General features: G+C 71.0%; 21 protein-coding genes and 1 pseudogene. 10 read left to right on the top strand and 12 right to left on the bottom strand.

The genetic code is table 11. The features are described 5' to 3' along the window. The first annotated feature begins 40 nt into the window (after positions 1-40). The gene (locus tag ACZ7L7_RS23425) at positions 41-793 is read left to right on the top strand and encodes an amino acid ABC transporter ATP-binding protein (RefSeq protein ID WP_285510717.1); all 753 of its coding nucleotides are present in this window, start codon (positions 41-43) and stop codon (positions 791-793) included. A gap of 62 nt (positions 794-855) precedes the next feature. Here the strand turns inward: ACZ7L7_RS23425 and ACZ7L7_RS23420 are convergent, their stop codons facing one another. Continuing rightward, entirely contained in the window at positions 856-1,614 is a 759-nt protein-coding gene (locus ACZ7L7_RS23420; RefSeq protein WP_285510160.1) for a class I SAM-dependent methyltransferase, read from the bottom strand. 101 nt (positions 1,615-1,715) lie between these two features. Between ACZ7L7_RS23420 and ACZ7L7_RS23415 the strand changes: the two genes are divergently transcribed. After that, positions 1,716-2,345 carry a CGNR zinc finger domain-containing protein gene (locus ACZ7L7_RS23415; protein WP_285510161.1) on the top strand — a complete coding sequence of 210 codons (630 nt, stop codon included), beginning with the start codon at positions 1,716-1,718 and terminating at the stop codon, positions 2,343-2,345. On the opposite strand, the gene sodX is transcribed toward ACZ7L7_RS23415, so the two are convergent. After that, positions 2,249-2,683: a nickel-type superoxide dismutase maturation protease gene (gene sodX, locus ACZ7L7_RS23410; protein WP_285510162.1), complete on the bottom strand. Its 435-nt coding sequence runs from the start codon at positions 2,681-2,683 to the stop codon at positions 2,249-2,251. The two genes, ACZ7L7_RS23415 and sodX, sit on opposite strands and share 97 nt — an antisense overlap. A gap of 145 nt (positions 2,684-2,828) precedes the next feature. On the opposite strand from sodX, the gene sodN reads away from it, so the two are divergent. Then, positions 2,829-3,224 (top strand): superoxide dismutase, Ni, encoded by a 396-nt coding sequence (gene sodN, locus ACZ7L7_RS23405; RefSeq protein ID WP_020123534.1) that lies wholly within the window; start codon positions 2,829-2,831, stop codon positions 3,222-3,224. Positions 3,225-3,231: 7 nt separating this feature from the next. Here the strand turns inward: sodN and ACZ7L7_RS23400 are convergent. Further along, positions 3,232-3,915, bottom strand: a pseudogene (locus ACZ7L7_RS23400) (site-specific integrase); the annotation flags it as partial. A 283-nt stretch (positions 3,916-4,198) separates the two neighbouring features. Between ACZ7L7_RS23400 and ACZ7L7_RS23395 the strand changes: the two are divergent. From ACZ7L7_RS23395 to ACZ7L7_RS23375, 5 genes are read left to right on the top strand one after another with little or no spacing between them, the layout of a single operon-like run. Next, positions 4,199-4,498: a transposase gene (locus ACZ7L7_RS23395; RefSeq protein WP_285510164.1), complete on the top strand. Its 300-nt coding sequence runs from the start codon at positions 4,199-4,201 to the stop codon at positions 4,496-4,498. After that, on the top strand, positions 4,495-5,382 hold the full coding sequence (locus tag ACZ7L7_RS23390) for an IS3 family transposase (RefSeq protein WP_471591915.1): 888 nt from the start codon (positions 4,495-4,497) through the stop codon (positions 5,380-5,382). Before ACZ7L7_RS23395 ends, ACZ7L7_RS23390 begins: the two co-directional genes overlap by 4 nt. Before the next feature lie 53 nt (positions 5,383-5,435). Further along, positions 5,436-5,837, top strand: a complete 402-nt coding sequence (locus tag ACZ7L7_RS23385) for a helix-turn-helix transcriptional regulator (protein ID WP_285510166.1) — start codon at positions 5,436-5,438, stop codon at positions 5,835-5,837. Between the two features lie 17 nt (positions 5,838-5,854). Continuing rightward, complete coding sequence (locus ACZ7L7_RS23380; RefSeq protein WP_285510167.1) at positions 5,855-6,268, top strand: VOC family protein; 414 nt, start codon at positions 5,855-5,857, stop codon at positions 6,266-6,268. A 28-nt stretch (positions 6,269-6,296) separates the two neighbouring features. Continuing rightward, the gene (locus ACZ7L7_RS23375; protein ID WP_453607453.1) at positions 6,297-7,049 is read left to right on the top strand and encodes a VOC family protein; all 753 of its coding nucleotides are present in this window, start codon (positions 6,297-6,299) and stop codon (positions 7,047-7,049) included. Here ACZ7L7_RS23375 and ACZ7L7_RS23370 read toward each other — a convergent pair. Both ACZ7L7_RS23370 and ACZ7L7_RS23365 read right to left on the bottom strand, forming a co-directional pair. Continuing rightward, a complete protein-coding gene (locus ACZ7L7_RS23370) occupies positions 7,028-7,273 on the bottom strand; it encodes a hypothetical protein (protein ID WP_285510169.1) in 246 nt (81 codons plus the stop codon). The two genes, ACZ7L7_RS23375 and ACZ7L7_RS23370, sit on opposite strands and share 22 nt — an antisense overlap. A gap of 15 nt (positions 7,274-7,288) precedes the next feature. Beyond that, a complete protein-coding gene (locus ACZ7L7_RS23365) occupies positions 7,289-7,963 on the bottom strand; it encodes a TetR/AcrR family transcriptional regulator (RefSeq protein ID WP_453607457.1) in 675 nt (224 codons plus the stop codon). 132 nt (positions 7,964-8,095) lie between these two features. On the opposite strand from ACZ7L7_RS23365, the gene ACZ7L7_RS23360 reads away from it, so the two are divergent. After that, positions 8,096-8,929, top strand: coding sequence for an SDR family oxidoreductase (locus ACZ7L7_RS23360; protein ID WP_453607460.1), 834 nt, complete (start codon positions 8,096-8,098; stop codon positions 8,927-8,929). Between the two features lie 7 nt (positions 8,930-8,936). Here ACZ7L7_RS23360 and ACZ7L7_RS23355 read toward each other — a convergent pair whose 3' ends face one another. The 5 genes from ACZ7L7_RS23355 to ACZ7L7_RS23335 all read right to left on the bottom strand — a co-directional run bounded on the left by ACZ7L7_RS23355 (position 8,937) and on the right by ACZ7L7_RS23335 (position 11,856). Further along, a complete protein-coding gene (locus ACZ7L7_RS23355) occupies positions 8,937-9,254 on the bottom strand; it encodes a DUF952 domain-containing protein (RefSeq protein ID WP_285510172.1) in 318 nt (105 codons plus the stop codon). Between the two features lie 9 nt (positions 9,255-9,263). After that, the gene (locus ACZ7L7_RS23350; protein WP_471427694.1) at positions 9,264-10,463 is read right to left on the bottom strand and encodes an RNA polymerase sigma factor; all 1,200 of its coding nucleotides are present in this window, start codon (positions 10,461-10,463) and stop codon (positions 9,264-9,266) included. Positions 10,464-10,467: 4 nt separating this feature from the next. Further along, positions 10,468-10,881, bottom strand: coding sequence for a YciI family protein (locus ACZ7L7_RS23345; protein WP_285510174.1), 414 nt, complete (start codon positions 10,879-10,881; stop codon positions 10,468-10,470). A 96-nt stretch (positions 10,882-10,977) separates the two neighbouring features. Continuing rightward, complete coding sequence (locus ACZ7L7_RS23340; protein WP_471591916.1) at positions 10,978-11,253, bottom strand: hypothetical protein; 276 nt, start codon at positions 11,251-11,253, stop codon at positions 10,978-10,980. An 18-nt stretch (positions 11,254-11,271) separates the two neighbouring features. Beyond that, positions 11,272-11,856 carry a dihydrofolate reductase family protein gene (locus ACZ7L7_RS23335; RefSeq protein ID WP_285510176.1) on the bottom strand — a complete coding sequence of 195 codons (585 nt, stop codon included), beginning with the start codon at positions 11,854-11,856 and terminating at the stop codon, positions 11,272-11,274. A gap of 113 nt (positions 11,857-11,969) precedes the next feature. Here ACZ7L7_RS23335 and ACZ7L7_RS23330 point away from each other — a divergent pair, with 113 nt between their 5' ends. Beyond that, positions 11,970-12,560: a TetR/AcrR family transcriptional regulator gene (locus ACZ7L7_RS23330; protein ID WP_285510177.1), complete on the top strand. Its 591-nt coding sequence runs from the start codon at positions 11,970-11,972 to the stop codon at positions 12,558-12,560. Between the two features lie 243 nt (positions 12,561-12,803). Here the strand turns inward: ACZ7L7_RS23330 and ACZ7L7_RS23325 are convergent, their stop codons facing one another. Together ACZ7L7_RS23325 and ACZ7L7_RS23320 are read right to left on the bottom strand one after the other, a co-directional pair. Then, a complete protein-coding gene (locus ACZ7L7_RS23325) occupies positions 12,804-13,409 on the bottom strand; it encodes a GNAT family N-acetyltransferase (protein ID WP_285510178.1) in 606 nt (201 codons plus the stop codon). 229 nt (positions 13,410-13,638) lie between these two features. Then, positions 13,639-14,715, bottom strand: coding sequence for a family 2 encapsulin nanocompartment cargo protein polyprenyl transferase (locus ACZ7L7_RS23320; RefSeq protein WP_285510718.1), 1,077 nt, complete (start codon positions 14,713-14,715; stop codon positions 13,639-13,641). Positions 14,716-14,749: the final 34 nt, after the last annotated feature.

The raw sequence follows: 14,749 nt of genomic DNA, 5'->3' as shown, positions 1-14,749 counted from the left end.
GACGAAGCAGCCCGTCCAGGACGCGGCGCCCACCCCGCCCATGGTGAAGGCCGAGGGCGTCCACAAGTCCTTCGGCCACGTCGAGGTCCTCAAGGGCATCGACCTGGAGGTCCAGACCGGCGAGGTGTTCTGCCTCATCGGCCCCTCCGGCTCCGGCAAGTCGACCTTCCTGCGGTGCATCAACCACCTGGAGAAGATCAACGCCGGCCGGCTGTACGTCGACGGCGAGCTCGTCGGCTACCGCCAGAAGGGCGACAAGCTCTACGAGCTGAAGGACAGCGAGGTCGCCATGCAGCGCCGGGACATCGGCATGGTGTTCCAGCGGTTCAACCTCTTCCCGCACATGACGGCCGTCGAGAACGTCATGGAGGCCCCGGTCCAGGTCAAGGGCGTCAGCAGGTCCCAGGCCCGGGAGCGGGCGCACGAGCTGCTGACGAAGGTCGGTCTCGGCGACAAGGCCGGCAACTACCCCTCGCAGCTCTCGGGCGGTCAGCAGCAGCGCGTCGCCATCGCCCGCGCGCTGGCGATGGAGCCGAAGCTGATGCTCTTCGACGAGCCGACCTCGGCGCTCGACCCGGAGCTGGTCGGTGACGTCCTCGACGTCATGCGCGACCTGGCCGAGTCCGGTATGACGATGGTCGTCGTCACCCACGAGATGGGCTTCGCCCGCGAGGTGGGCGACAGCGTGGTCTTCATGGACGGCGGCGTGGTCGTGGAGTCCGGCAACCCGCGCGAGGTCCTGACCAACCCGCAGCACGAGCGGACCCAGGCGTTCCTGTCGAAGGTCCTCTGACGGTACGACGCCGAAGGGGCGGTACGGGTCTCCCGTACCGCCCCTTTCGCTGTCCCGGCGGGTTACTTCAGCGCCAGCAGCAGGGTGTCCGAGGGCGAGCACCACACCGGGCGGGCCTCGCCGAAGCCCTTCTCGCGCAGCACGCGCGCGTGCCACTGCGGGGAGGGCATGTCGCCGTCGGCGTGCTCGCCGTAGATCTCGAAGCGGCGGGCGGTCGGCTCGGCGAGGACCGGGTCCTGGGCGGCGACCTGCCACCACTCGGCCCAGTCCAGGGCGCCGGCGTCCTTGGCGCGGTCCATGCGCGCGTGCCGCAGCGCGCGTTCGGCCTGGTTGATCCGGGGCGTGGTCTCGTCGATCATGTGGTCCGCGTTCATGAAGACACCGCCGTCGCGGACCAGCCCCGCGACCTGACCGTAGAGGGCCGCGAGGGGTTCGCTGTGCAGCCAGTGCAGGGCCGTGGCGGTCAGGACGGCGTCGTAGGAGTCGTACGGCAGTGCGGCCGTCCAGGCGGGGTCCTTGAGGTCGGCGGTGACGAAGCTGACCCGCTCGTCGCCCTCGAAGGTGCCCCGGGCGATGGTCAGGAGCGCCGGGTCGAGGTCGACGCCGGTGCTGGTGGCGCCCGGCATCCGGGCCAGCAGGCGGGCGGTGATGGAGCCGGTGCCGCAGGCCAGGTCGAGCACCCGGGGCTTCGGACCGACGAGCGCCTCGACCATGTCCAGCATGATCCGGAAGCGCTCCTCCCGGTCGGGCATGTACCACTCCTGCTGCCGGTCCCAGCTCTCCTGCCAGCCCTGCCAGTCGGTACGGGTACCGGTCGTCATGGGAAGCCCCCTCCTCGGACGGATGCGTAATACCCTGGAACCACGATCAGCTGTTACTCCGACCGCACCACGACCATAGAACGCCTCCGTAAGGACTACAAGTGGAACTGGCCTATTACTCGGATTACGCCGTGCGTCTCGTCAACAGCGAGGACCCGGCCCGGGGCAAGGACACGCTGACGTCCGTCGAGGCCGTCCGCGAGCTGTTCGGCGCCAACCAGTCGGCGGCGCGGCGCGCCACGGAGGCCGACGTCACCCGCTTCCGCTCGGTCCGGGCCCGGCTGCGCGCGGTCTTCGAGGCGGCGGACGGCGGCGACGAGACGCTCGCCGTGGACCTGCTGAACTCACTGCTGCTGGAGTTCCCGGTCAGCCCGCAGATCTCCGGGCACGACTTCCGGGACGACGACGGGCGCCCGCTGTGGCACATGCACCTCGCCGACCACCCCTCGAACGCGACCTCCGGCTACGCGGCCATCGCGGCGATGGGCCTGGCCTTCCACCTCACCGAGTACGGCGTGGACCGGCTGGGCCTGTGCCAGGCGGCGCCGTGCCGCAACGCCTACCTCGACACCTCGACCAACCGGTCCCGGCGCTACTGCTCCGACCGCTGTGCCACCCGGGCGAACGTGGCCGCCTACCGGGCCCGCAAACGCCTGGAGGCGGACCGGTCCGAGAGCACGGGACGGACCGCGGAGAGCGCCCAGAGCACCCGCGCGAGCGGCGAGCGCTGATCGGTCCGGCGCGGCCGGAACCGAGCCCGCACCTTGCCCAGCACCAACTCGGCCGGGACGGTCCCGTAATCGGTGCTGTCCCCGCCCGCGTACGCGTTGTCCCCGAGCACCCACCAGCCGCCCTCGCGGCGCTCCGCCGCACGCTTGACGACGAGCAGGTCCTGCTGGAACGGATGGCGCAGAACGACCACGTCACCGGGCCGGATACGGGCCCCCCAGTGCACCAGCAGCCGGTCGCCGTGGTGCAGCGTGGGCACCATCGACGGCCCGGTCACCTCGGCCGGCCCGAAGGGCAGCAACGGCCGCCCGCGTTCGGTCTCCTGCGACAGTTCCGGCATCAGCGGCACCTCCCCTGTCCTATCCTCCACCAGTCTCGGCCCGACCCCGGACTTTTGTCCTAAGCCCAAGGGGGCACTCGCGAAAACCCGTCCCTCAGGGAGTAATGTCCCACCTGAGAAGACGATCACGAGGAAGGAATGCTCCATGCTTTCCCGCCTGTTTGCCCCCAAGGTGAAGGTCAGCGCGCACTGCGACCTGCCCTGCGGTGTGTACGACCCTGCCCAGGCCCGCATCGAGGCGGAGTCGGTCAAGGCCGTGCAGGAGAAGATGGCCGCCAATGACGACCCGCACTTCCAGGCCCGTGCGACCGTCATCAAGGAGCAGCGCGCCGAGCTCGCCAAGCACCACGTGTCGGTCCTGTGGAGCGACTACTTCAAGCCCCCGCACTTCGAGAAGTACCCGGAGCTGCACCAGCTGGTCAACGACGCCCTGAAGGCCCTCTCGGCCGCCAAGGCGTCCACGGACCCGGCCACCGGCCAGAAGGCGCTGGACTACATCGCCCAGATCGACAAGATCTTCTGGGAGACCAAGAAGGCTTGATCTTTGGCTAGGCCGTTTGACCTGCGGTTTCGCGGGTCGTATTGCCTACCTGTCCGCACCCGGTCCGCAGGCCGCCGAGAACGGCGTCCATGACGGTCCGGGTGCGGTCTTCTTCGCCCGGCCACAGGTGCGCGTAGATCCGCAGCGTGATGACGGCGGACGCGTGGCCGAGGACCAGCTGGACCTGCTTGACGCTCGCTCCGCCGGCGATGAGGGCGGAGGCGTAGAAGTGACGCAGGTCGTGGGTCACCATGTGCGGCAGCTCGACGGGCTTGCGGCCCTCGCGCCCGGCAGCCTCGCTCTCCGCCTTCTGCAGCTCCTTACGAGCCCAGTTCCATTCGGTCTTCCAGCGGCGGTAGTTGAGCGGTTCACCCTCCTCCATCGTGAACAGCCACTCCTTGGAGGGGCGTGCGGCGAAGTGCGTGAGAAGCGCGTCAGTGACGACCTCACCGACCGGGACAGTCCGCCGGGACTTTGCGGTCTTCGGCGGGCCGATCTTCCCGGACTGGAGGCGCTGGCGCTCGACGCGGATGGTGCCGGCCTTGAAGTCGACGTCCGACACCCTGAGGCCGAGCAACTCGCCTATTCGCAAGCCTGATCCGGCGAGCGTGACGATCGCCGCGCGGATGTACGGCGGCATCACACGGGCCATGGCCTCGACCTTCACGACCGTGGGCGGGGTGACCTCCTCGGCGGTGGTGAAGTAGACGCGGTGCCCGGCGCCCCATGAACGACACCCGCGCCCGCGCCCGCGAGCTCAACCTCGACCGCCATGATGGCGTTATCTACATGCGAAGGCACACCAACGGAGCGTGGGCATTTCTCTGCCTGCGCCGGCGCTCAACCGCAGAGCCAAACGCCCTTTGCCAGACCGCGTGTCCGTCTACGTCCAGAGCCAACTGGAAAGTGAAGCTTCCCCTTGATCGTGGACACCTGGAGACTGGGACCTGAGGTTCCAGAGGAAGTAGCACCAGGTGGGAAGCAAGTACACGAAGCGGTACACCGAAGAGTTCAAGCGGGACGCGATCGCGCTCGTCGATTCCTCGGGCAAGACGGTCACGGCGGTCGCCCGGGAACTCGGCATCAGCTCCGAGTCCCTGCGCGGCTGGTACCGCCGGGCCAAGGCAGACCAGAGCGAGGGGCAGCCCGGCGAGCTGGCCGGCGCCGAGCGCGAGGAACTGCGGCGGTTGCGCAAGGAGAACCGCGAACAGCAGCAGACCATCGAAATCCTGAAAAAAGCGACCGCCTTCTTCGCGAAGGAGAGCGACCGGTGAACGCGTTGTACCGGTTGATCCATGCGGAGAAGGCGAACTATCCGATCGTTCTGCTGTGCCGTGTACTGCACGTGGCCCGCTCCTCCTACTACGCCTGGCGCGAGAGCGAGGCCGCCCGCCGGGCCCGCCAGGCGGCCGACGACGCACTCGCGCACGAGATCACCGTGCTGCACATCGCCTCCCGCCACACCTACGGTGTCCCACGAATCCATGCCGAACTGCGGCGCCGGGGGCGACAGGTGAACCGCAAGCGCATCGCCCGCCTGATGCGCGAGCGCGACATCCGCGGCGTCACCCGCCGCAAGAGACGCTCGCTGACCAGGCCGGACACGAAGGCGAAGCCGGCCCCGGACCTGATCGGCCGCGACTTCCATGCCGAGCGCCCCGGCATCAAGCTGGTCGGCGACATCACCTGCCTGCCCACCGCCGAGGGCTGGCTCTACCTCGCCTGCCGGCTCGACCTGGCCACTCGCGAGGTCGTCGGTTACGCCATGGCCGACCACCATCGCGCCGAACTCGTCACCGACGCCCTCGACATGGCTCACGGCCGGGCGCATTTGGAGCCCGGTTGTGTCATACACAGCGATCGCGGCAGCGAGTACACATCGGCCCAATTCCGCGACCGGATACGCGCGTTGGGGCTGCGCCAGAGCTGCGGACGCACCGGATCATGCTTCGACAATGCCGCCGCGGAGAGCTTCTGGGCTCTGCTCAAGGAGGAGATCGGAACCCGGACCTGGCCCGACCGGGCCACCGCCCGCGCCGAGGTCTTCACCTTCATCGAGACCTTCTATAACCGCCGCCGCCTGCGCAAACACAGGACCTTCGGCTATCTCACCCCGGTCGAGACCAGGCAGCGCCACCAACACACTCTCGCGGCATAACCAACGAGTGTCCAAGAGCACGGGGAAACTTCAGTTCGTGGCATGCTGGCGGAGTGGACACCGAGGACCTGGTGCGGCTGCGGCGGGCGCGTGACCGGATGGACCGGGAGTACACCGAGCCGCTCGACATCGCCGCGCTCGCGCGGACCGCGCTGATGTCGCCGGGGCACTTCCAGCGCAGCTTCCGCGCCGCGTACGGGGAGACTCCGTACAGCTATCTCATGACCCGCCGGATCGAGCGGGCCAAGGCGCTGCTGCGCCGGGGGGATCTGAGCGTGACGGAAGTGTGCATGGCGGTGGGGTGCACCTCGCTCGGCTCCTTCAGCGCGCGGTTCACGGAGCTGGTGGGCGAGACGCCGAGCGCGTACCGGGCCCGGCCGCACGACGACGGGGCGGTGATCCCGGCCTGCGTGGCACGCCGGTTCACCCGGCCAAGGGGGAAGAAACGGGCTTAGCAGCCTAGCCTGGCCGCATGGACATCAGGCTGAAGAACTGTTTCCTCGCCGTCGACGACCACGACAAGGCGATCGCCTTCTACCGGGACGTCCTGGGCATGGAGGTCCGCAACGACGTCGGGTTCGAGGGCATGCGGTGGGTGACCGTCGGGTCGCCGGCCCAGCCCGACGTGGACATCGTGCTGGAGCCGCCCGGCGCGGACCCGGACATCTCCCCCGCCGACCGGGAGGCGATGGCCCGGCTGCTCGCCAAGGGTGTGCTGCACGGCGTCAACTTCACCACCGACGACTGCGACGCCCTGTTCGAGCGGGTGCGGGAGTCCGGCGGCGACGTCATCCAGGAGCCGATGGACCAGCCGTACGGGGTGCGCGACTGCGCCTTCCGGGACCCGGCCGGGAACATGCTGCGCTTCATGGAACCGAACAAGTGAGCCCAGCGGTCGATCTACGATCGCATCCATGACCATCCGCTGGACGTACGCCTTCGTCGACCGCCCCGCCGGCTCCTTCGGCGCCGCCTGCGACTTCTGGACCGCCGTCACGGGCACTCGGCTGTCCGAACTGCGCGGGGACAAGGGCGAGTTCGCCACCCTCCTGCCGGAGTCCGGTGACGCGTGCGTCAAGGTGCAGGGCGTGGACGCGGGGCCGGGCGGCGCCCATCTCGACTTCGCCGTGGAGGATGTCGCGGGGTTCCGGGAGGAGGCGCAGCGCGCGGGCGCGGAGCTGGTCGCCGATCACGGGGAGTGGGCCGTACTGCGGTCTCCCGCCGGGCAGTTGTTCTGCTCGGTTCCCTGGTCCGGGGAGGCCGAGCGCCCGCCCGTCGTCCACGGCACCCGGCTCGACCAGGTGTGCCTGGACACCCCGCCCTCCCGCCACGAGGCCGAAGTCGCCTTCTGGACGGCCCTATTGCCGGCATGGGAGTCCCGCCCCGGTTCCCTGCCGGAGTTCCACGTGCTGCGGCCACCGGCCGGGCTACCGATCCGCATCCTGATCCAGCGGCTCGGCGAGGAGCGCCCCGCCTCCGCCCACCTGGACCTCGCCTGCGCGGACATCGGGGCGAGCCTGGCCGCGCACGAACGCCTCGGATCCGAACTCGTGCGCCACGGCTCCCACTGGAGCGTGCTGCGCGACCCGGCGGGCGGGCTGTACTGCCTGACGGGGCGGGATCCGCACACGGGCGGGCTGCCCGGTCAGGGCTCTACGGTCGCGTAGGCGCACGCCACGACCGTGCCGTCGGCGCGGGGCGTGGGTGTCTCTCCGGGGCCGGGGCACTCGGAGTCACCCGTCGGCCGCGGCTCGAACTCCGTCCACCGGTACGTCCTGCCGTCCTCCCCCGGCGGCCGGGAGTCCTGGAGCCACAGGGTGACCCCTCCGGCGACGGCCACCACGACCGCCCACACGATGACCGCCCATCGCCATAACCGGCGCCGTCGCATGCGTGCGATCCCCTCTCAGTTCGCGGGTGTGCGGAGTATGCCGTTGATCAGGACGTCGATGCCCCAGGTGTCCCGGTCACCCGGGGCGAACAGGGGGCCGCGCAGCGCCGTGACCATGGGGTAGCGGCCGGGCGGGAGCGCGGCGAAGTGCGCGTCGGCCGCCGCGACCGCGGACTCCTCGTCCTGCGCCTTGGTGTCGTACGCGCTCTGTTCGGCCGCCGCCGCCGCGATGTGCAGGTAGAGCAGGTCCACGGCCCAGGCCGCGGTGGTGTCGTCGAGGCCGCCCTCCTTGAGCAGGGCCAGCATGCGGTCGATGACGAGCAGGGCGTTGTCGCCGGTGGGGATGGCGCCGAGGGCGACCTGGGCGAGCCCCTCGTGGCGGCTCATCGCCTCGATCGCGGCCCGCATCAGGGCGTGCAGCCGCTCGCGCCATCCGGTCCCGGCGGGCGGTGCCGTGTGCGGGACGGGGGCCAGGGCCTGGTCGAGCATGGCGGCCATCAGGTCGTCGCGGTTGGCGACGTAGACGTAGAGCGAGGCCGGGCCGGTGTCGAGTTCCTTGGCGACGCGGCGCATGGTCAGGGCGTCCAGGCCGTCGCGGTCCAGGATGTCCAGGCCGGTACGGACGATGACCTCGCGGCTGAGGGGCGCCTTGGCGGGCCGCGCGCGGCGGCTGACCGGTGGGGTGCTCATGGGGGAAGCCTAGCCCGGCACGAACAGCGTTTGACACGAACAGCGTTCGTTCCGTACGGTCGCCGCCACGACCGTAAGCGAACGCCGTTCGTTACGTACATCGTTCGCGCCAGCTTCACCAGGGGGAAACCCATGCTTTTGATCACCGGCGCCCGCGGCGCCGTCGCCGCTCATCTCACCCAGCTGCTCCACTCACGGGGCCTGCCCCTACGGCTCGGTTCGGCGCGCCCCGGCGAACTCGACCCGCCCGGCGGCGTCGAGACCGTACCCCTCGACCTCACCGACCCCGCTCACTTCCCCGCCGCCCTGACCGGCGTCGACGCGGTCTTCCTCTACGCCCGCCCCGAGGGGATACACGACTTCGTCGGCCACGCCCTCAAGGCCGGCGTCGAGCACATCGTGCTCCTGTCCTCCGCCGGGGTCCTCGGCCCCGACGCCGAGAACGACCCGCTGGCCCGCTCACACCTGGACGTCGAGCGCGCCCTGCTCGACTCCCCGCTGACCACCACGATCCTGCGCCCCGGCGCCTTCGCCTCCAACGCGGCGGCCTGGGCCTGGCCCATCCGGTCGGGACAGCCGATCAGCCTCCCCTACCCGAACGCCCACAGCGACCCCCTCCATGAGCGGGACATCGCCGAGGCCGCCCTCGCCGTCCTCACCGACCCCGCCCTTCGCGGCGGCCGGTACACGCTCACCGGCCCCGAGTCGCTGACTTTCGCCGAGCAGATCGACCTGCTCGCCGAGGTGCTGGCCCGCCCCGTGGCCGTACGCCACGTCAGCCGGGAGGAGTGGAAGCTGGAGATGGCCGACTACCTGCCCGAGCACTACGCGGAGCCCCTGCTGAACTGGTGGCGCTCCAACGACGGCAGGCCCGTCCCGCTCACCGACACGGTGCGGGAGCTGACCGGCCACTCCCCCCGCCCCTTCACCGCCTGGGCCACCGATCACCTCGCCGACTTCCGCTGACCGCCCCTCACTTCCACGGCTCCACCCCGACCACGGCGTCCACCGGGATCGGCCCGTACACGTGCGGGAACTGCTCGCCACCGGGCTCGGCCGCCTCGTACCGCACGGGCACCTTCAACCGGTCCGGGTCCACGACCAGGACCACCAGATCGTCCAGGTCCGAGAAGAAGGCCGCGGCGGTGCGCGGGAGCTGGGTGCGCGTGGAGCAGTGGATGAAGCCCTCCTCCTGGAGGGTCCGGCCGCGGGTGGAGATCTCGTACGTGCCCTGGGCACGGGCCGCGTCCCACTGGGAGCGACGGGTCAGGTGGAGGATCGGTTCGCTCATGCGGTCACGCTACGGGCCCAGCCGGGCCGCCCGCGCCCGCAGATACCGTTGCTCCGGCAGGCTCATGGTCTGCGCGGCCGCCGACTCGTAGGCGGCCCGCGCCTCCTCGTGGGCCCCGGCCCGCTCCAGCAGATGGCCCCTTACGGCGTCCCGGCGGTGGCCCAGTTCGCCCTCCAGCGCGTCCACTTCGGCGAGCCCCGCCGCCGGACCGCGCACCATGGCGACGGCGACCGCCCGGTTCAGGCGCTCCACGGGGCCGGGGACGAGGCCGACGAGGATGTCGTAGAGGCCGAGGATCTGCTCCCAGTCGGTGGCGTCGGCACGGGGCGCCTCGTCGTGGACGGCGGCGATGGCGGCGCGCAGTTGGTAGGGGCCGGCGGGGCCGCTGCGCAGGGCGTGCGTGATCAGGGCGATGCCCTCCTCGATCGCGGTCTTGTCCCAGCGGGAGCGGTCCTGTTCGTCGAGGGGCACGAGGTCGCCGTGGGGTCCGGTGCGGGCGTCGCGGCGGGCATCGGTGAGCAGCATCAGGGCGAGCAGCCCGGTCACCTCGCCGACCTCCGGGAGTACCCGGTGGGCCATCCGGGTGAGCCGGATCGCCTCACCCGCCAGTTCGCGCCGCTGCAGGCTCGCTCCGGAGGTCGCGGTGTAGCCCTCGTTGAAGATCAGGTACAGGGTGTGGAGGACGGCGGGCAGCCGCTCGGCCCAGCGGTCGGGCCGCCCGAAGCGCACCCCGCGCACCTTCTGCTTGGCCCGGCTGATCCTCTGGGCCATGGTCGACTCCGGCACCAGGTAGGCGCGGGCGATCTCCGCGGTGGTCAGTCCGCCGACCGCGCGCAGGGTGAGCGCCACCTGCGCGGGCGGCGTCAGATCGGGATGGCAGCACAGGAAGAGCAGGGAGAGGGAGTCGTCCTCGCGGGGTGCCCGGTCCGCGCCGGTGGCCAGGCGCTCCCCGAGCGCCACCGCCTTCTCCTCCCGTGCCCGCCGGGCGCCCTCCGCGCGCAGCGCGTCCACCAGCCGCCGCGAGGCCACCTTGATCAGCCAGCCGCGCGGGTTGTCCGGCACTCCCTTCTCCGGCCACTGCCCGGCCGCGGCGAGCAGCGCCTCCTGTACGGCGTCCTCGGCGGCGTCGAAATGGCCGTACCGGCGCACGAGCGCGCCGAGGACCTGCGGCGCGTGGGAGCGCAGCAGGTCCTCGACGGTGTCGCCCACGGGTTCAGACGTCTCCGCCCGCCTCGCCGATGGGCCGGATGACGACCGGGTAGACCGGCGCACCGGCCGGCTGGGGGCACTCCAGGACACGGGCGGCGATCTCGGTGACCCGTTCCAGGCTCGCGCAGTCCAGCACCCAGTAGCCGGCCATCAGCTCCTTGGTCTCGCTGTACGGGCCGTCGGTGATGACGGGCTTGCCGTCGTCACCGAGGTCGACGAAGCGGGCCTGCGCGGGCTCGGTCAGACCCTGGGCGTCGATCAGTTCGCCGCTCTCGGCGAGTTCGTCGTTGAGTGCGCCCATGAAGGAGAACATCGCCTGGATGTCCTGCTCGGTCCAGACCGGGGAGCCCTCGGGGCCGCTGCCCTTCATGACCTCGTAGTCCGCCTGGCTGCCCTGCACCATGACCAGGTACTTCATGACTCGCTCCTTCGTCTCGGGCCGCCCGTCCGGGCGGCTCTTCACAGGGGACGTCGGAGCCGGGCCCGTGCTCTCGACATGGTGCGGCGGGAAATCTCAGGAATTCTTCGCGGCGGGCTGTTCCGGCTGCTCCGGGCTCTCGGACCGCTCCGGAGAGGGCTCGGGCGAGGGCTCGGGGTGATGGCGGTGCGTGCGACGGTGGTGCGGGTGCGGCTCCTCCTCGGCGCCTTCCTCGACGTACGCCTCGCAGTCGGGGTTGCGGCAGGGGCCTGGCACCCAGCGCGGTACCCATGCGCCCAGCGTCTTGTGGCGCCGGACGACCGTTTCGACGGACTGTCCGCAGGACGGACAGGCACGTGTCTCGCTGTCCATGTCCTCAGAGTAGGACGGTCAGCGCTTGCGTGCGTAGGTGCGGACGACCACTCCGTTGGCGAACGTGCGGACGTCCTCCAGCGTGAAGTCGGTGACGGCGAAGCCGGTGCCGAACATCGGCAGGCCCGCGCCGTACACCTGCGGGTAGGTCTTGATCACCAACTCGTCGATCTCGTCCAGCAGTTCGCCCGCGACCTGCGAGCCGCCGCAGAGCCAGATGTCCAGCTCGCTCTCCTCGGCCTTCAGCTCGCGGACCCGGGCGACGAGGTCGTCCTCGATGACCGTGACGTTCGGGTCCGGGGAGGGGCCGAGCGAGCGCGAGGCGACGTACTCGCGCAGATGGCCGTACGGGCTGGTGATGCCGATGTCCAGGGCGAGTTGGTAGCTGGCGCGGCCCTGGACGACCGTGTCGAAGTGGAGGTTCTCGGCGCCCTTGAGGCCGAGTTGTTCGCGGCCCTGGACGGAGATGGTGTCCGGCCACTGCGAGGCGAGGTAGCCGAGGTATTCCTCGTCCAGGAAGGCGAACATCGAGGTGGCGTCGCCGTCCGGGGCGCCGATGAAACCGTCGATGGAGCAGGCGACGAAGTACGTGAGCTTTCGCAAGCCGGTCTCTCTTCGTAGGCTGGGGTGTGAACAACTCCAGTTGTAGTACTTCGCTTGTAGTGGTTGCAAGCGTTTTTGTGGACCGGGACTGAAGTAGGAGAGGAGATTCCGCATTGGCCAGGAATCCGGAGCGCCGGGCCGCGCTGGTGGACGCCGGGGTGGAGGTGCTGGCGCGAGAAGGGGCGCGCGGGCTGACATTCCGCGCGGTGGACGCCGAGGCAGGGGTGCCGGTGGGCACCGCGTCCAACTACTTCACCGGCCGCGACGACCTGCTCCGCCAGATCGACGCCCGTCTGCACATACGGCTCGCCCCCGATCCGAAGGTGATCGCGGAACTGCTGGAGCGGCCCAAGGACCGGTCACTGGTCGCTGCGTTCATGCACGACCTGATGGGCCGCGCCACACGGGACCGGACCGGATACCTGGCTCTGCTGGAGATGCGCCTGGAGGCCACCCGCCGCCCCGAACTGCGCGCCTCCTACACCACGTCCGTGCGCGGGGACCTGACCGAGGGCATGGAGTTCCACCGCGATGCCGGTCTCCCGGGCGGCGACGAGACCGTCGCGGTGCTCTATCTGGCGATGCTCGGACTGATCCTGGAGCACCTGACCCTGCCGGGGGTGCTGGACGGCGTCCTGCCGGGGGTGAGCGTGCCGGAGGGGCTGATCGACCGGATCGTGGAGACGATCGTGCCTCAGGAGTGAGGCGGCCGGCGGAGGGTCATGTCCCGGCGGAAGGTCACGGCCCGCCAGAAGTCCTCTCTCGCCAGAGCGCCGCGGCTCACGGAGGGCATCTCCCGGCGGAAGGTCGCGGCCCGGCGGAAGTCCTCTCTCGCCAGAGCGCCGCGGCTCACGGAGGGCATCTCCCGGCGGAAGGTCACGGCCCGCCGGAGGATCACGGCCCGCCAGAAGTCATCTCTCGCCGGAAGGTCACGTCCCGGCGGAGAGTCACGGCTCGCGGAGCGGTCGCGGCTCGCGCCACATGGGGAACATCTGCGGGCCGTCGGGCAGTTGCAGCGGCCGGCCGAGCAGATCGAACCCGAGCCGCTCGTACAGCTTCCGGCTGCGCTCGCTGCTCGCCTCCAGGTAGGCGGGGGTGCCCTCCCGGTCACAGCGGTCCAGGACGGCGCCCAGGATCGCGGAACCGATCCCCTCGCCCTGCCGGTCGGGCCGCACGCCGATCATCCACAGGTACTCGTGGGCGCGGTCGGCCGGGTGTATCCCGGCGGTGAGTCTGGCGATGAGCTCGACGCGCTCGTTGTCGGGGTCGACCGCCGCCCGTACCTGCGCGGGCCCGTCGTCGTCGGCATCGTGCCCTCCGGCGGGCGTCGGCAGCCAGAGCGCGCAGGCGGACCCGTCCTCGGTCACGTCGATCCGCCCGGCCTCCAGCACGATGTCGGTGAAGGCGGCCATGAGCCGGTGGTGGGTGGCCCGGCGGTACTCGTCCCCGGGGAACACCCAGCCGCTGACGGGATCGTCCTGGAAGGCCGAGTCGAGCAACCGCACGACCAGGTCCCGGTCGGCCTGGCCCGCCTGCCGGATGCCTACGCTCATCGTCCGCCTCTCCGTGTGAACCGGCGGTGATCGTAAGGCGGTTGGCGGGTGTGGTGGTGCGACGGGGCTGAGATTGACGGGAATTGGACCCTGAGGGTGGCAGGAACCCGCGCGCCCTCACATGAACGGGCCCCGCACACCGTGGGGATGTGCGGGACCCGTCCGGCCGGAGCCGGTGGTCGTGCGGGGTCAGGAGCCGCACGACCACCGGTCCGGGGTCCGAGGTGATCTATGTGGTGCGTCGGGTGACGAACTCGGCGAGGGCCAGCAGGCCGCCCGCCGACTCCGGTTCGGGTACGGCGCGGGCCAGTTCCTGCATGGCGCGGGCCATCCGGTCGGCGGCCTGGACCTGGGCCCAGTCCCGTCCGCCCGCCTGCTCCACGGCCAGCGCGGTCCGGGCCGTCTCCTCCTCCGCCGCCAGACCTCCCTTGCCGTGGGGTACCGCGTACAGTTCGGCCAGCGCGGCCGCCGCCGGGGTGCCGGAGGTCAGCGCGGCGACCACCGGCAGCGACTTCTTGCGGGCCACCAGGTCCGCCCCGGCCGGCTTGCCGGTGCGCCGGGGGTCGCCCCATATGCCGATCACGTCGTCGATGAGCTGGAACGCGAGCCCGGCCTGCCGGCCGAAGGCGTCCATCGCCTCGACGTCCTCCCGCGACGCCCCCGCGTACAGGGCACCGAGGGCGCAGGCGCAACCCAGCAGCGCCCCCGTCTTGGCCTCGGCCATGGCGAGCGTCTCGTCGAGTCCGACGTCGGAGCAGGCCCGCTGCTCCAGGGCGGTGTCCGTGTGCTGCCCCTCGCACAGTTCGACGACACAGGCGGCGAGCCGGGCGGCGGCGGCCGTGGACGCCGGATGCGGGTCCTCGGCGAGCAGTCGCAGGGCGAGCGCCTGGAGCGCGTCCCCGGCGAGGATCGCGTTGGAATCACCGAACACGGTCCAGGCCGTGGGCCGGTGCCGCCTGGTGGCGTCCCGGTCCATCACGTCGTCGTGCAGCAACGTGAAGTTGTGGACCAGTTCCACCGCCGCGGCGGCCCGTACCGCGGCCCCCCGGGCCTGGGGCCCGCCCAGTGCCTCGGCCGCGGTGAGGACGAGCGCGGGACGGATCGCCTTCCCGGCGTTGCCCGCCGCGGGCGTGCCGTCGGCGTGCTGCCAGCCGAAGTGGTAGAGCGCGGTCCGGCGCATGGCGTCCGGCAAGGATTCGATGGCGGACCGCAGTTCGGGGTCGACGGCTCCTCGTGCACGCTCCAGGATCGCCATCGCCTCCTGCCCGTCGAGCGGACCCGGTCCGGCGTGTGTCTGGGTCCCGATGGGCCTCCGCCTTTCACGCGTCTCGGACGATCGC

The sequence above is a fragment of the Streptomyces sp. NPDC110618 genome, assembly GCF_055657065.1.
Note: the sequence above shows the minus strand (reverse complement) of the source record. Positions and strands in the feature narration are given on the sequence as shown.

What these genes read in the sequence shown, in the direction of transcription:
- ACZ7L7_RS23425 (WP_285510717.1), top strand. Translation starts at nt 41, where the DNA reads ATGGTGAAGGCCGAGGGCGTCCACAAGTCCTTCGGCCACGTCGAGGTC.
- ACZ7L7_RS23380 (WP_285510167.1), top strand. Translation starts at nt 5,855, where the DNA reads ATGGACATCAGGCTGAAGAACTGTTTCCTCGCCGTCGACGACCACGAC.
- ACZ7L7_RS23420 (WP_285510160.1), bottom strand. Translation starts at nt 1,614, where the DNA reads ATGACGACCGGTACCCGTACCGACTGGCAGGGCTGGCAGGAGAGCTGG.
- ACZ7L7_RS23375 (WP_453607453.1), top strand. Translation starts at nt 6,297, where the DNA reads ATGACCATCCGCTGGACGTACGCCTTCGTCGACCGCCCCGCCGGCTCC.
- ACZ7L7_RS23340 (WP_471591916.1), bottom strand. Translation starts at nt 11,253, where the DNA reads ATGGACAGCGAGACACGTGCCTGTCCGTCCTGCGGACAGTCCGTCGAA.
- ACZ7L7_RS23355 (WP_285510172.1), bottom strand. Translation starts at nt 9,254, where the DNA reads ATGAGCGAACCGATCCTCCACCTGACCCGTCGCTCCCAGTGGGACGCG.
- ACZ7L7_RS23345 (WP_285510174.1), bottom strand. Translation starts at nt 10,881, where the DNA reads ATGAAGTACCTGGTCATGGTGCAGGGCAGCCAGGCGGACTACGAGGTC.
- sodN (WP_020123534.1), top strand. Translation starts at nt 2,829, where the DNA reads ATGCTTTCCCGCCTGTTTGCCCCCAAGGTGAAGGTCAGCGCGCACTGC.
- ACZ7L7_RS23325 (WP_285510178.1), bottom strand. Translation starts at nt 13,409, where the DNA reads ATGAGCGTAGGCATCCGGCAGGCGGGCCAGGCCGACCGGGACCTGGTC.
- ACZ7L7_RS23365 (WP_453607457.1), bottom strand. Translation starts at nt 7,963, where the DNA reads ATGAGCACCCCACCGGTCAGCCGCCGCGCGCGGCCCGCCAAGGCGCCC.
- sodX (WP_285510162.1), bottom strand. Translation starts at nt 2,683, where the DNA reads ATGCCGGAACTGTCGCAGGAGACCGAACGCGGGCGGCCGTTGCTGCCC.
- ACZ7L7_RS23370 (WP_285510169.1), bottom strand. Translation starts at nt 7,273, where the DNA reads ATGCGACGGCGCCGGTTATGGCGATGGGCGGTCATCGTGTGGGCGGTC.
- ACZ7L7_RS23360 (WP_453607460.1), top strand. Translation starts at nt 8,096, where the DNA reads ATGCTTTTGATCACCGGCGCCCGCGGCGCCGTCGCCGCTCATCTCACC.